The sequence below is a fragment of the Acidovorax sp. JHL-9 genome, assembly GCF_000426205.1.
Taxonomy (GTDB): Bacteria; Pseudomonadota; Gammaproteobacteria; order Burkholderiales; family Burkholderiaceae_C; genus Acidovorax; species Acidovorax soli.
Genome location: NZ_AUEX01000011.1, coordinates 79,072 through 93,228, shown reverse-complemented (window position 1 = coordinate 93,228; position 14,157 = coordinate 79,072). Strand labels below are relative to the sequence as shown.

Below are 14,157 nucleotides of genomic sequence, written 5' to 3'. Positions count from 1 at the left end.
AGAGTCGTGCTCGCGGCGTGCGCACCTCAGGTGGCCGTGGCGGTCACAAAGGTGGGCAGCGGGGGTGAGCCGGCCGATAAGGTCATCACCTCGTAGCCCGTTTCGGTGACCAGCACGGTGTGCTCCCACTGGGCCGACAGGCTGTGGTCCTTGGTGACGATGGTCCAGCCGTCGTTGCCGAACTCCTTGATTTCGCGCCGGCCGGCGTTGATCATGGGCTCGATGGTGAACACCATGCCGGGCCTGAGTTCTTCGAGCGTGCCGGGGCGGCCATAGTGCAGCACCTGGGGCTCCTCGTGGAACACCTTGCCGATGCCGTGGCCGCAGAACTCGCGCACCACCGAAAAACCATGGCCCTCGGCAAACTTCTGGATGGCGTGGCCAATGTCGCCCAGCCGCGCGCCGGGCTTGACCTGCACGATGCCATGCCACATGGCTTCAAAGGTCAGCGCCGACAGGCGCTTGGCGGCGATCGAGCACTCGCCGATCAGGAACATGCGGCTGTTGTCGCCGTACCAGCCGTCCTTGGTGATGACGGTGACGTCCACGTTGACGATGTCGCCCTTCTTGAGCGGTTTGTCGTTGGGGATGCCGTGGCACACCACGTGGTTGACCGAGGTACACAGCGACGCCGGGTAGGGCGGGTAGCCCGGCGGCTGGTAGCCCACGGTGGCCGAGATGGTGCCCTGCTGGGCCATGCATTCGGCGCCCAGGCGATCGATTTCCTTGGTGGTGATGCCGGGTTTGATGTGCGGCGCGATGTAGTCCAGCACTTCAGAGGCCAGGCGGCAGGCGAGGCGCATGCCGGTGATGTCCTCTGCGGTTTTGATGGTGATACTCATGCCGCAATTATCCCATCGCCCCCCAAGCCTTGCCGGGCAGGGGCATGGGCAGTGGGCTGCTCCCGGTAAAATGGCGGGCTGCGCCAAAAGCATCCCTTGCGTCATCTGGCCGGGCAGTGGCCACCTCTGCGGGGTGGCCGAACCCGGTGACGCAGGAGGCCCGTCGCACCTTATCCCCTCTCATTTCGAACAGGCCGCTACCGTGACCTTGCACATGACCACGCTGGCGGGCGGCAACGCCCTCAGCTCCTTTCGCGCCCAGCAACTTCAACCCGCGCTGGAGGCCATCCACCCCCGGATCAGCGGCATTGCGGCACGCTTCGTGCACCTGATCGCTACCGATGCAGCCCCCACGCCCTCCGAAAAAGAGCGCCTGGCAGCGCTGCTGGCCTATGGCGACCCGTATGCGGGTCCGGCCGATGGCACCGTCCTCATCGTCACGCCGCGCCTGGGCACGCTCTCGCCCTGGGCTTCCAAGGCCACCGACATCGCGCGCAATTGCGGCCTGGCCATTCGCCGGGTCGAGCGCATCACCGAATACCATGTCAGCCTCAAGGCCGGCCTGCTGGGCAAGGCGCCCGAGCTGACAGCCGAGCAACTGGCCCAGGTGGCCGCCCTGCTGCACGACCGCATGACCGAATCGGTGGTGGCCGACCGCAGCGCCGCTGCCGCGCTGTTCACCGAGCTGCAACCCGTGCCCATGGAGCATGTGGACGTGCTGGCCGGTGGCCGCGCTGCCCTGGAGGCCGCCAACACACGCTTCGGCCTGGCCCTGGCCGACGACGAAATCGACTACCTTGTGACCGCCTTCACGGGCCTCAAGCGCAACCCCACCGACGTGGAACTGATGATGTTCGCCCAGGCCAACAGCGAACACTGCCGCCACAAGATCTTCAACGCCCAGTTCACCATCGACGGCGTGGCGCAGGACAAGAGCCTGTTCGGCATGATCCGCAACACGCACCAGCTGGCGCCCCAGCACACGGTGATCGCGTATTCGGACAACGCCTCGGTCATGGAAGGCCACCAGGTGGAGCGTTTCGTGGCAAAAATGGCCACAAGCGCCAATGAATCAAGCGTTAACAGCTATCAAAAGAGTAGCGTTATCCAGCATGTGCTGATGAAAGTGGAAACGCACAACCACCCCACGGCCATCTCGCCGTTCCCGGGCGCATCGACCGGCGCGGGCGGCGAGATCCGTGACGAAGGCGCCACCGGCCGCGGCTCCAAGCCCAAGGCCGGTTTGACCGGGTTTACCGTCTCCAAGCTGTGGGGCAGCGCCGTGGGCAAGCCCGAGCACATTGCCAGCCCGCTGCAGATCATGGTCGAAGGCCCCCTGGGCGGAGCCGCGTTCAACAACGAATTCGGCCGCCCCAACCTGAACGGCTACTTCCGCGAGTACGAGCAGAACGTGGGCGGCGTGCAGCGCGGCTACCACAAGCCCATCATGATCGCGGGCGGCGTGGGTGTGATCGATGCCGAGCTGACGAAGAAGATCGAATTCCCTGCGGGCTCGCTGCTGATCCAGCTGGGTGGCCCCGGCATGCGCATCGGCATGGGCGGCAGCGCTGCCAGCTCCATGGCCACCGGCACCAACGCGGCCGAGCTGGACTTTGACTCGGTGCAGCGCGGCAACCCCGAGATCGAACGCCGCGCGCAAGAGGTCATCAACCACTGCTGGGCGCAGGGCACGGCCAATCCCATCCTGGCCATCCATGACGTGGGCGCGGGCGGCCTCTCGAACGCCTTCCCCGAGCTGACCAACGACGCCGGCCGTGGCGCGCGCTTTGACCTCCGTGCCGTGCAGCTCGAAGAGTCCGGCATGAGCCCGAAGGAAATCTGGAGCAACGAGTCGCAAGAGCGCTATGTGCTGGCGATTGCGCCCGAATCCCTGCCGCTGTTCCAGGCCTTCTGCGAACGCGAGCGCTGCCCGTTTGCCGTGATCGGCACGGCCACCGAAGAGCGCCAGCTGGTGCTGCACGACCCCGCCGCCACAGAGGGCGACCAGAAGCTGCCCGTGGACATGCCCATGAACGTGCTGCTGGGCAAGCCGCCCAAGATGCACCGCGACGTGGCCACTGTGGCGCGTGAGTTTGCCCCCATGGACCTGACCGGCGTGCCGCTGCAAAAGGCCGTGATCGACGTGCTGGCCCACCCCACGGTGGCGTCCAAGCGCTTCCTCATCACCATCGGCGACCGCACCGTGGGCGGCCTCAGCCACCGCGACCAGATGGTCGGCCCCTGGCAGGTGCCCGTGGCCGATTGCGCCGTGACGCTGGCCGATTACAAGGGCTTTGCCGGCGAGGCCATGAGCATGGGCGAGCGCACGCCGCTGGCCGCCATCAACGCGCCCGCGTCGGGCCGCATGGCCGTCGCAGAAGCCATCACCAACCTGCTGGCCGCACCCATCGAACTGCCCCGCGTGAAGCTCAGCGCCAACTGGATGGCCGCCTGCGGCGAACCGGGCGAAGACGCTGCGCTGTACGAAACCGTGAAGGCCGTGGGCATGGAGCTGTGCCCCGCTTTAGGCGTGTCCATCCCCGTGGGCAAGGACAGCCTGTCCATGCGCACCCAGTGGAACGAAGGTTCGGACAAGAAGAAGGTCACGTCCCCCGTCAGCCTGATCGTGAGCGCCTTCGCCTCGCTGTCCGACGTGCGCGGCACGCTCACGCCCCAGCTCGATGCCACCGAGGCCGACACCACGCTGGTGCTGGTCGACCTGGGCAAGGGCCAGAACCGCATGGGCGGCAGCATCCTGGGCCAGACGCTGGAGCAGAGCGGCGACGTGGTGCCCGATGTGGACGACCCCAAGGATTTGGTGAACCTCGTCAACGCCGTGAACGCGCTGCGTGCGCAGGGCCGCATCCTGGCCTACCACGACCGCAGCGATGGTGGCCTGCTGGCGGCAGCCGCTGAAATGGCCTTTGCGGGCCATGTGGGCGTGGCGCTGAACGTGGACATGCTGGTCACCGAAGGCGACGGCATCAGTGACAGCCGCATGGAAACCGGCGACGCCAAGAACTGGGCGCAGCAGGTCAGCGCGCGCCGCGAAGAACTCACGCTCAAGGCCCTGTTCAACGAAGAGCTGGGCGTGCTGCTGCAGGTGCGCACGGCAGACCGCAACGACGTGATGCAGACCCTGCGCGAGCACGGCCTGTCGAAGTTCAGCCACTTTGTGGGCAAGACGCGCCCTGCGTCCTCCGAAATCGACGCGGGCAAGGGTGAGCTGCAGGTCTGGCGCGATGCCAAGGCTGTGTTCAGCGCCAAGCTGGCCGACCTGCACCAGGTCTGGGACGCGGTGAGCTGGAAGATCTGCCAGCAGCGCGACAACCCCGCCAATGCCGATGCCGAGCACGCCGCAGCAGGCGAGCCCACCGATCCTGGCCTGCATGTGCAGCTCACGTTCGATGCCGCCGACAACGTGGCCGCGCCGTACCTGAACCTGGCCCGCCCCAAGGTCGCCATCCTGCGCGAGCAGGGCGTGAACTCGCATGTGGAAATGGCCTACGCCTTCACCGAGGCGGGCTTTGAGGCATTCGACGTGCACATGACCGACCTGCAGACCGGCCGCGTCCAACTCGAAGACTTCAAGGGCGTGGTGGCCTGCGGCGGCTTCAGCTACGGCGACACGCTGGGTGCAGGCATTGGCTGGGCGCGCTCCATCACCTTCAACCCCGTGCTGGCCGCGCAGTTCCAGGGCTTCTTCGGCCGCACCGATACGTTCGGCCTGGGCGTGTGCAATGGTTGCCAGATGTTTGCCGAGCTGGCCGACATCATTCCCGGCGCGCAGGACTGGCCGCGCTTCACCACCAACCAGAGCGAGCGCTTCGAGGCCCGCCTGTCGCTGGTGGAAGTGCTGGAGTCGCCCAGCCTGTTCCTGCAGGGCATGGCGGGCAGCCGCCTGCCGATTGCCGTGGCGCACGGCGAGGGCTATGCCAACTTCAAGTACCGCGGCAACGCCGACAAGGCCATTGCCGCCATGCGCTATGTGGACAACCACGGCCGCGCGACGGAGCAGTACCCGTTCAACCCCAACGGCAGCGCGGGCGGTCTCACGGCGGTGACCACGGCCGACGGCCGCTTCACGGCCATGATGCCGCACCCCGAGCGCGTGTTCCGCAACGTGCAGATGAGCTGGACCAGCGAGGACAAGGCGCAATACAGTGCCTGGATGCGTATCTGGCGCAACGCGCGCAAGTGGGTTGGGTGAGCGGTTTTTTGCTATTGAAATAGAAGCTTAGTGCGTATGCTGTATAAGCGCTAGGCGCTATTTTTATATGTAAACATCTCGTCAAACTCTGGGAGTGATCCATGGCCGCTGGCAGCCTTCTTGCCTTGTTGGACGACATTGCCACCGTCCTCGACGATGTGGCTCTCATGACCAAGGTCGCTGCCAAGAAAAGTGCCGCCATGGCCGATGACGTGTCGGTCATGACCAAGGTGGCGGCGCAAAAGACGGCGGGCGTGCTGGGCGACGATCTGGCGCTCAATGCCCAGCAGGTCACTGGCGTGCGCGCCGAGCGCGAGATTCCGGTGGTCTGGGCCGTGGCCAAGGGCTCGCTGGTGAACAAGGCGATCCTGGTGCCGGCGGCGCTGCTGATCAGTGCCTTCGCGCCCTGGGCGGTGACGCCGCTGCTCATGGTGGGCGGCGCATTTCTGTGCTTTGAGGGGTTTGAGAAGCTGGCACACAGGTTTTTGCACAGCCCGCAGCAGGACGAGGCCGCGCACGAAAGCCATGCCCAGGCCAACGCCAACCCGGCCGTGGACCTGGTGGCTTTTGAAAAGGGCAAGATCAAGGGGGCCGTGCGCACCGATTTCATCCTGTCGGCCGAAATCATCGCCATCACCCTGGGCACGGTGGCCGGTGCGCCTTTCGCGCAGCAGGTGGCGGTGCTGGCCGGCATCGCGGTGGTCATGACGGTGGGCGTTTATGGCTTCGTGGCGGGTATCGTCAAGCTCGATGATCTGGGGCTGTGGCTCCACAACCAGCCCGGCGCAGCGGCCCGTGCGCTGGGGGCAGGCATTGTGCGCGCCGCGCCCTGGTTGATGAAGGCACTCTCGGTGGCGGGCACGGCGGCCATGTTTCTGGTCGGCGGCGGCATTCTGGTGCACGGGGTTCCAGCACTGCACCACGCCGTGGAGGGCGTGGGTGCGGCGGCGGCGCTTTGGCCTGCGGGTGGACTGTGGGGGGTGCTGGTTCCCAACCTGCTCAACGCCGTGATCGGCATCGTGATGGGCGGCCTGGTGGTGGCGGGCGTGACGCTGGTGAACCGGCTGCGCAAGGGCACTGCCGCGGCCCCTTGATGCCGAGGTGCGTGTGCCGCACCACGCTCAGGGTAATTACCAGGAGTTTGACCTGAGGCAAGGTTGACCATTTTGCTAACAGGCTCAATGGCGGTACGGGGGTTGTCCCCGTTCAACCGCATCGAGTTCTGTATGAAAAAAAATCTGCTGGCTGTCGCCGTTCTGTGTGCCTTGACCTCTGGCGCTGCCTTTGCGCAGCAGGCCGAAAGCCCTTGGCTGGTGCGCGTGCGCGCCGTTCATCTGGACAGCGCCAACAAGGACAGCACGGGGCTGGGCCTGTCGGTCAACAACAAGACGATTCCTGAAGTCGACATCACGTACTTCTTCAACAAGAACGTGGCTGCCGAGCTGGTCCTCACGGTGCCCCAAAAGCACGACGTGCGTTCCAACGGCACCAACATTGGCACGCTCAAGCACCTGCCGCCTTCGCTGCTGCTGCAATACCACTTTGATGCCCCCGGCTTCAAACCCTATGTGGGTGCTGGTGTCAACTACACGCGCTTTTCCAGCCTGAACTTGCCCGCTGGCGTGGGCATCGATCGCAACAGCTGGGGCGGCGCCCTGCAGGTGGGCCTGGACATTCCACTCAACAAGAACCTGTCGCTGAACTTCGACGTGAAGAAGGTCTATATCAAGACCGATGTGTTTGCGGGCGGCGCCAAGGCAGGCACCTTCAAGGTCGATCCCGTGCTGGTGGGCGTGGGCCTCGGTTGGCGTTTCTGATGCGAAGGCGCTGCCTGCGCGGCGCCTGGCATCACATGGCTCCAAGGTAAAAGGGCTGGCGCCTGCGCCGGCCTTTTTTTTTGACGGGGCGATTTTTCCCGACCACGGCGCGCTGGCAGTTTGCGGGCGTGCGGCTGGCCGGGGACATGGGCTGAGGCGCGCGCGACGGGGAGCTGTGGCCGCAAGCGGCAACAGCTCCCCGCATTACGGGGCGGTGCTGCCTGCGGGTGGCTTGCGTGGTCGGCGGGGCCGGGCAGGGGCCTTTGGGGGCTTCTGTGGATCATTTTCCGCTGCGGCCTGCGGCAATGCGCTGGCCGCGCTGGAAGGCGCTTGCGGCACTGGCTGCGCTTCGGGTGCCGCGGTTGCGGCGGGTTCCGCGGCCACTTCGGCGGCCGGCGTTGCCGCTGTGCGGTTGCGGCCACGGCCGCGCGCAGGGGCCGCTGGCGGCGCGGGCTCTGCCACTGCGGCAGGCGGCGCTGCGGCAGGTGCTTGCTGCCGGAAATAGCTGCTCACGGGCCGCTCTGCCGTCGCGTCGGGCAGCGCCGGGGCGGCATTGCCCGTGCTGCGAAACACGTAGGCGCCGGATTTTTCGTCGCGGCCAAACTCCAGCAGTCCGCGCTGCTGGGCTTCTTCGAGCAGGTTGCCAAAGGCCCGGAAACCATAGTAGCTTTCGCTGAAATCGGGTTTGCGGCGCTTGATGGCTTCCTTGAGCACGGACGCCCAGATCTTGCCGCTGTCGCCGCGCACGGAGAGCAGGGCGTCAAACGTCTCCACCGCCAGCTCGATGCCCTGGGTGCGGCGCACCTCCTGCGCTTCCTTGCGGCTGCGCTCTTCCTCGGGTGAGCGCCGGGCCATGGGCGCGGCATCGGGCGGTTGGCGCCGCGCCTGCGCGCGCTGGCTCTCGCGCACCAGGTCGTCGTAAAAAATGAACTCGTCGCAGTTGGCGATCAGCAGGTCCGAGGTGGACTGCTTGACGCCCACACCGATGACCTGCTTGGCGTTTTCGCGCAGCTTGGAGACCAGTGGAGAGAAGTCCGAATCGCCGCTGATGATGACGAAGGTGTTGACGTGCGACTTGGTGTAGCACAGGTCCAGCGCGTCCACCACGAGGCGGATGTCGGCCGAGTTTTTGCCCGACTGGCGGACATGGGGGATCTCGATCAGCTCGAAATTGGCCTCGTGCATGGTGGCCTTGAAGCCCTTGTAGCGGTCCCAGTCGCAATAGGCCTTCTTGACCACGATGGAACCCTTGAGCAGCAGGCGTTCGAGTACCGGCTTGATGTCGAACTTGTCGTATTTGGCGTCGCGCACTCCCAGTGCGACATTTTCGAAGTCGCAAAACAGTGCCATGCTGATGTTGTCGGTGGGGGAGGCCATGGTGATTCCGGTAACGTTGCTGGCTGGATCATCACACGGAAACTGCGGTACACCGTGAATGGTTTCGGCATGGGCCGGGCAGAGCGGTGGGCGCGGGCATACTCCCCATCCTTTGCTGTCTCCACGGATTGCCACATGCCCGATTCCCCATCCACTGCGCTGGCTTCCTCCACCCCCACCCGCCGTGGCGTCAGCGCGTGGTGGCGGGCGCTGGCCATTTCCCTGATGGTGCTTGCACTCATTGCCTGGGCGGCTAGCGCGAGCATGCTCGAACAGCTCAAGGCCCAGATTGCGCACCTGCAGTCCAAGGTGAGCGTGGTGGCCCAGGTGCAGTACCTGTCGGTGCTGCTCGACGGCCAACAGCTGCCGGCCTTGCTGGTCACTGCCGATGTGCAGGGCAGCATGTTGCAGCTGCAGCGCCTGAACGAAGTGCGCGAGGGCCGGGACGACAGCATGCAGCTGTGGGCCTTGGAGGGCGACAAGCCCCCGCGTTCGCTGGGCGTGGTCACCAGCGCCTACCAGACGCTGCAACTGCCGACTGCCACCGCCGCACTGGCGGGGGTGCAGGAACTGGCCATCAGCGTGGAAGACAAGGGCGGAGTCGCCGAAGCGCGCGGGCCCCGCTTGCCTTATCTGTTCAGGGGCGCACTGGTCAAGAAAGCCCTCTGAGGTTTGCTATTGAAAATATGGCCAATGGCGCTTGTTGCATAAGCGCCAGAGCCTGAAATGGCTCAATTATTCGCCCACCGCGCAGTGCGACCCGCGCGGTGGGCGCTGCCTCAGACTTTGTCGAGCGCCTGCACCAGGTCGGCCTGCAGGTCGTCGATGTGCTCGATGCCCACCGACAGGCGCACCATGTTCTCGCTCACGCCCGCCTTCGCCAGCTCTGCGGGGTTGAGCTGGCGGTGCGTGGTGGAGGCCGGGTGCGTGGCCAGCGACTTGGCATCGCCGATGTTCACGAGGCGCGTGAACAGGCCCAGCGCATCGAGGAAGCGGGCGCCAGCAGCGCGCGGGTCGGCGTCGCTGGCCTTCAGGCCAAAGCTCAGGATGCCCGAGGCGCGCCCGCCCAACTGGCGCTGCGCCACGGCGTGGTCGACGTGGTCGGGAAGGCCCGCGTAGCGTACCCATTCGACCTTCGCATGGCTTTGCAGGAACTTCGCCAGTGCCAGCGTGTTGTCGCAGATGCGGTCCATGCGCAGCGGCAGGGTCTCGATGCCCTGCAGCGTGAGCCAGGCGTTGAACGGCGAGAGCGCCGCGCCCATGTTGCGCAGCGGCACCACGCGCGCGCGGCCGATGAAGGCGGCTGCGCCCAGCGCCTCGGTGTAGACCACACCGTGGTAGCTCACGTCGGGCTCGTTCAGGCGCTTGAAGCGGGCCTTGTGCTGGGCCCAGGGGAACTTGCCGCTGTCCACGATGATGCCGCCGATGCTGTTGCCGTGGCCGTTCATGTATTTGGTGAGGGCGTGCACCACGATGTCGGCGCCGTGCTCGATGGGGCGGCACAGGTAGGGGCTGGGCACGGTGTTGTCCACGATCAGCGGCACACCATGGTCGTGCGCCACCTTGGCGAGTGCGGCGATGTCGGTCATGTTGCCCAGCGGGTTGCCAATGGATTCGCAGAACACGGCCTTGGTGCGTGCGTCGATCAGCTGGGCAAAACTGGCCGGGTCGCGCGGGTCGGCAAAGCGCACCTCGATGCCCTGCTGCGGAAAGGTGTGGGCAAACAGGTTGTAGGTGCCGCCATACAGCGTGCTGGCGCTGACGATGTTGTCACCGCTCTCGGCAATGGTCTGGATGGCCGCCGTGATGGCCGCCATGCCAGAGGCCAAGGCCAGCGCCGCCACGCCGCCTTCGAGGGCTGCCACGCGCTGCTCCAGCACGTCGGTGGTGGGGTTCATGATGCGCGTGTAGATGTTGCCCGGCACCTTCAGGTCGAACAGGTCGGCGCCATGCTGGGCACTGTCGAATGCATAGGCCACGGTCTGGTACAGCGGCACGGCGGCAGACTTGGTGGTGGGGTCGGGCTGGTAGCCGGCGTGGACGGCCAGGGTTTCGATGTGCATGGGGCAGTCTTTCGGTGGTGGGGTTTGTCGATGAGCCGCAAAGTCGCGGCGCCAGCGCGCATTCTTGCACCGGCCGCTGCTGGGGCCCATCGAATCGTTCGCAATGTGCTTATGGGGCTACGGGGTGGGGTCGTCCATGGCGCTGCCGCCGGCCTTGCGCTGGCGCCGCCAGGCCTTTTCCAGCTCGACCACGCCATACACCACCAGGGCCGCTGCCAGGCAAATGCCCAGTTCGCCCAGGCTCAGGGGCTCGGTCTTGAAGATGGGGTTGAGAAATGGCACGTAGATGGTGGCCATCTGCAGCAGGAACGTGAGCAGCACGGCGTAGAGCAGGGGCCGGTTGCTGGCCAGGCCCAGTCGCCACAGGGGTTCGCTTTCGGAGCGGATGGCCATCACATGGGCCATCTGCGCGAGGGTGAGCACGGTGAACACCATGGTTTGCCAGTGCGCATGGCCGGTGTGCAGGGCCCAGGCCTGCACGGCCAGGCACAGGCCGGCGATCAGCAGGCCCATGCCCAGGATGTGCTGCCACATGCCCTGGGCGAACAGGCTCTCATTCGGCGGGCGGGGCGGGCGCTGCATGATGCCGCGCTCGGCGGGTTCGGCCGCCAGGGCCAGGCCGGGCAGGCCATCGGTCACCAGGTTCACCCACAGGATGTGGATGGGCAGCAGCGGAATGGGCAGCAGCAGCAGGGGCGCGAGAAAGATGGTCCAGATCTCGCCCGAGTTGCCGGTCATGGCATAGCGCACGAACTTGCGGATGTTGTCGTAGATGCGCCGGCCTTCCTTCACCGCCGCCACGATGGTGGCGAAGTTGTCGTCCAGCAGCACCAGGCTGCTGGCCTCGCGCGCCACGTCGGTGCCGCCCTTGCCCATGGATACGCCGATGTCGGCGCGCTTGAGCGCCGGAGCGTCGTTCACGCCGTCGCCCGTCATGGCCACGAAATGGCCCTGGGCCTGCAGCGCCTCGACGATGCGGATCTTTTGCGCCGGGTCCACGCGGGCATATACATGCACCTGCTCCACCCGGGCGCGCAGGGCCGCGTCGTCCAGCTGGGCCAGGTCGGCGCCGGTGAGCACGGGCGCGTCGGCGCTTGGCACGATGCCCAGCCGGTGCGCAATGGCGCGTGCGGTGGCGGGGTGGTCGCCCGTGATCATGACGGGTGTGATGCCTGCGCTGACGCAGTCGCGCACGGCGGCCTGCGCCTCGGGGCGTGGCGGGTCGATGAGGGCGATCAGGCCCAGCAGCTCCAGCTGGCTTTCCACGGCGTCGATGTCGTTGGTGTCCGGCAGGCGCGCATGGTGGCGGCGCGCCAGGGCCAGCACGCGCAGGCCCTGGGCGGCCAGCTGGCTGGCGGTGGCCAGCACCGTGTCGCTGTGCAGTGCGGCGGTGCCGTCGGGCGACCAGTGGGAGGCGCAGCGGGGCAGCACGGATTCGGGGGCGCCTTTGGTGTAGGCCACGAACCCCTGGGCGTCCCGATGGAACGTCGTCATGCGCTTGCGGTCGGAGTCGAAGGGCTGCTCCTGCACGCGTGGCCAGGCGGTGTCGAGCTGGGCCTTGTCCAGCCCGCCCGCGTACGCGGCCAGCACCAGCGCGGTCTCGGTGGGGTCGCCCTGCCAGTGGGCGTCGGTGGGGTGGTCGTCGCCCGTGGCCTGGCGCGTGGCGTCGTTGCACAGGGCGGCGGCACGCAGGGCCTCGGCGTGGGCCGGGCCTGGCAGGGGGTCGCCGGGCACCCAGCGCGTACCGTGGGCCACCAGCAGTTCGGCGTGCATGCGGTTTTGCGTGAGCGTGCCGGTCTTGTCCGAGCAGATGGTGGTGACCGATCCCAGGGTCTCGACCGAGGGCAGGCGCCGCACCAGGGCATTGACGGCCACCATGCGGCGCGCGCCCAGCGCCAGCAGCACCGTGACCACGGCAGGCATGGCCTCGGGGATGGCGGCCACGGCCAGGCTGATCGCGGTGAGGGCCATGAGCAGCGGGGCCTCGCCGCGCAGCACCCCCACCACGAAGATCACGAGGCAGATGCCCAGCACGCCAATGGCCAGCCGCTTGCCAAATGCGGCCAGGCGCAGCTGCAGCGGGGTGCTGCGATCGTCGGTGTCGAGCAGCGTGGCGACCTTGCCCAGCTCGGTGTGCATGCCGGTGGCCACCACCAGCCCGCGCGCCCGGCCGTGGGTGGCGGTGGTGCCCTTGAAGGCCATGTTGGTGCGGTCGCCCAGGGCGCCTGCGTCCTGTGCGGCCAATGCCTCGGTCTGCTTGGCCACGGTGACCGATTCGCCGGTGAGGGCCGATTCGTCCACCTGCAGCTGCGCGATCTCGATCAGGCGCAGGTCGGCCGGTATCTGGTTGCCCGCTTCCAGCAGCACGATGTCGCCGGGCACCAGCACCGTGGCGGGCACCACCTGGATCTCGCCGCCGCGCAGCACGGTGGCGTGCGCCGCCGCCAGCTGGCGCAGTGCTGCCATGGCTTGGTCGGCGCGCCAGGCCTGCACGAAGCCGATGATGGCGTTGAGCACCACGATGACCAGGATGACCAGCGTGTCGGTAAGGTCCCCGATCACGCCGGAGACCACTGCCGCGGCCAGCAGCACCAGCACCATGAAGTCCTTGAACTGGTCGGCCAGCAGCGCCAGGGGGCTGCGCTGCGCGTGGTTCTGCAATTCGTTGGCGCCGTGCTGCATGGCGCGCTGCGTTGCCTCGTCATCGTGCAGGCCGGTGTGGGGGTTGACGCGGTACACCTGGGCGAGCTCCCGGGCGTCACGCAGGTGGGCATTGGCTGGTGGCGGAATGCCGGACGGGAGAGTGGTTTCAGGCGCCATGAAGGAAGACCACGTAGGTGTTGAGAAGATAGACGGCCGCCAAGCCGAGGCTGACAGCGCCCACGGCGCGCAACACCCGGCCACGCGGGCGAAAGAACAGCCCCACCAGTGCAAGCCCGGTCATCACGATGGCTGAACTGGCGGTAACTGCATGGACCAGCGAGACATCTGACAGCAGCACGCCGGGTCGGTAGAAAAAGTCATCCACGGCAATAATGGTCACGTTGAACAGGTTGCTGCCCAGCAGGTTCCCAATGGCCATGTCCAGAGCGCCCAACCGCAGTGCCGACAGCGTGACTGCCAGTTCCGGCAGCGTGGTGGCCATGGCCACGAACAGGCTGCCCACGAAACTGCGATTCCAGCCCATGGTGTTGGCCAGCTCCACGGCGGCGAAGGGCAGCCACAGGCCGGCGATCACCACCACCGATGCTGCCAGGGTGAAGCGCACCAGGGCGTGGCGCAGCGGCAGTGAGGGAGGGGCATCTGCTGCGGCGGATGTGTCGGGGTGCGAGCGCTCGTAGGCAAAAAGGGTTCGCATGGCGATCAGGTACAGCATCAGCATGATGGGTGTCATCAGCCCAACGCTCCATACCGATACCTGGGTGGTGCCCGAGGAAACGGATGGGGGGCGGAGTTGACCAATGAGCAGGCCTGTCAGCAAAAAGCCCAGCAGCACCACACCAAAGGCGGCAGCCAGCACATGGCCTTTGCTCGCCCGGCTCCAGACCGCCTCGCGGCGGTAGATGAGGTCGATCAGCACCAGAAAAGCGAGGTTCAGCACGCAACTGCCCAGCGCATTGCCCACCGCCAGGTTGGGCGCCCGGGCCAGTGTCACGCTGGTGATGCCTGTGGCCAGTTCGGGCAGCGAGGTGACGCTGGCCACCAGCGTCAGCCCGATCCAGCTCCCGGACAGCCCCGTGTGCTGCGCAATGGCGTCGCCGTAGCGAGAGAGCTGGAAACCCGCCGTTCCGATGAGTGCCGCACAGGCAATGAATTGCAGCCAGGCCCAGACGGGCGCACTCATGAGG

Annotated in this window: 8 protein-coding genes and 1 pseudogene; 4 read left to right on the top strand and 5 right to left on the bottom strand. The window is 66.7% G+C overall.

The window, feature by feature from the left end; all coding sequences use genetic code 11:
• Positions 1-26 precede the first annotated feature (26 nt).
• On the bottom strand, positions 27-842 hold the full coding sequence (gene map, locus K225_RS0109185; protein ID WP_026436122.1) for a type I methionyl aminopeptidase: 816 nt from the start codon (positions 840-842) through the stop codon (positions 27-29).
• Positions 843-1,044: 202 nt separating this feature from the next.
• On the opposite strand from map, the gene purL reads away from it, so the two are divergent.
• The 3 genes from purL (at position 1,045) to K225_RS0109170 (ending at position 6,869) form a co-directional block, all read left to right on the top strand.
• Positions 1,045-5,052, top strand: a complete 4,008-nt coding sequence (purL, locus tag K225_RS0109180; protein WP_026436121.1) for a phosphoribosylformylglycinamidine synthase — start codon at positions 1,045-1,047, stop codon at positions 5,050-5,052.
• Between the two features lie 101 nt (positions 5,053-5,153).
• On the top strand, positions 5,154-6,146 hold the full coding sequence (locus K225_RS0109175; protein ID WP_026436120.1) for a DUF808 domain-containing protein: 993 nt from the start codon (positions 5,154-5,156) through the stop codon (positions 6,144-6,146).
• 132 nt (positions 6,147-6,278) lie between these two features.
• Positions 6,279-6,869, top strand: a complete 591-nt coding sequence (locus K225_RS0109170; protein ID WP_026436119.1) for an OmpW family protein — start codon at positions 6,279-6,281, stop codon at positions 6,867-6,869.
• Here K225_RS0109170 and K225_RS22795 read toward each other — a convergent pair.
• Positions 6,773-8,246 (bottom strand): annotated as a pseudogene (locus K225_RS22795) (NYN domain-containing protein). The gene K225_RS0109170 and the pseudogene K225_RS22795 sit on opposite strands and share 97 nt — an antisense overlap.
• A 135-nt stretch (positions 8,247-8,381) precedes the next feature.
• Between K225_RS22795 and K225_RS20640 the strand changes: the two are divergent.
• Positions 8,382-8,915 carry an anti-sigma factor gene (locus K225_RS20640; RefSeq protein ID WP_051248838.1) on the top strand — a complete coding sequence of 178 codons (534 nt, stop codon included), beginning with the start codon at positions 8,382-8,384 and terminating at the stop codon, positions 8,913-8,915.
• A gap of 110 nt (positions 8,916-9,025) precedes the next feature.
• Here the strand turns inward: K225_RS20640 and K225_RS0109155 are convergent, their stop codons facing one another.
• The 3 genes from K225_RS0109155 to K225_RS0109145 form a co-directional block, all read right to left on the bottom strand.
• Positions 9,026-10,309 (bottom strand): O-acetylhomoserine aminocarboxypropyltransferase/cysteine synthase family protein, encoded by a 1,284-nt coding sequence (locus K225_RS0109155; RefSeq protein ID WP_026436118.1) that lies wholly within the window; start codon positions 10,307-10,309, stop codon positions 9,026-9,028.
• A 117-nt stretch (positions 10,310-10,426) separates the two neighbouring features.
• On the bottom strand, positions 10,427-13,129 hold the full coding sequence (locus tag K225_RS20635) for a cation-translocating P-type ATPase (protein ID WP_051248836.1): 2,703 nt from the start codon (positions 13,127-13,129) through the stop codon (positions 10,427-10,429).
• Entirely contained in the window at positions 13,119-14,153 is a 1,035-nt protein-coding gene (locus K225_RS0109145) for a sodium:calcium antiporter (protein ID WP_026436117.1), read from the bottom strand. Before K225_RS0109145 ends, K225_RS20635 begins: the two co-directional genes overlap by 11 nt.
• Positions 14,154-14,157: the final 4 nt, after the last annotated feature.

Bases quoted from the DNA above. Each gene is read 5' to 3' on its own strand.
- map (WP_026436122.1), bottom strand. From the start codon at position 842: ATGAGTATCACCATCAAAACCGCAGAGGACATCACCGGCATGCGCCTC.
- K225_RS0109155 (WP_026436118.1), bottom strand. From the start codon at position 10,309: ATGCACATCGAAACCCTGGCCGTCCACGCCGGCTACCAGCCCGACCCC.
- K225_RS0109145 (WP_026436117.1), bottom strand. From the start codon at position 14,153: ATGAGTGCGCCCGTCTGGGCCTGGCTGCAATTCATTGCCTGTGCGGCA.
- K225_RS20635 (WP_051248836.1), bottom strand. From the start codon at position 13,129: ATGGCGCCTGAAACCACTCTCCCGTCCGGCATTCCGCCACCAGCCAAT.
- K225_RS0109170 (WP_026436119.1), top strand. From the start codon at position 6,279: ATGAAAAAAAATCTGCTGGCTGTCGCCGTTCTGTGTGCCTTGACCTCT.
- K225_RS20640 (WP_051248838.1), top strand. From the start codon at position 8,382: ATGCCCGATTCCCCATCCACTGCGCTGGCTTCCTCCACCCCCACCCGC.
- K225_RS0109175 (WP_026436120.1), top strand. From the start codon at position 5,154: ATGGCCGCTGGCAGCCTTCTTGCCTTGTTGGACGACATTGCCACCGTC.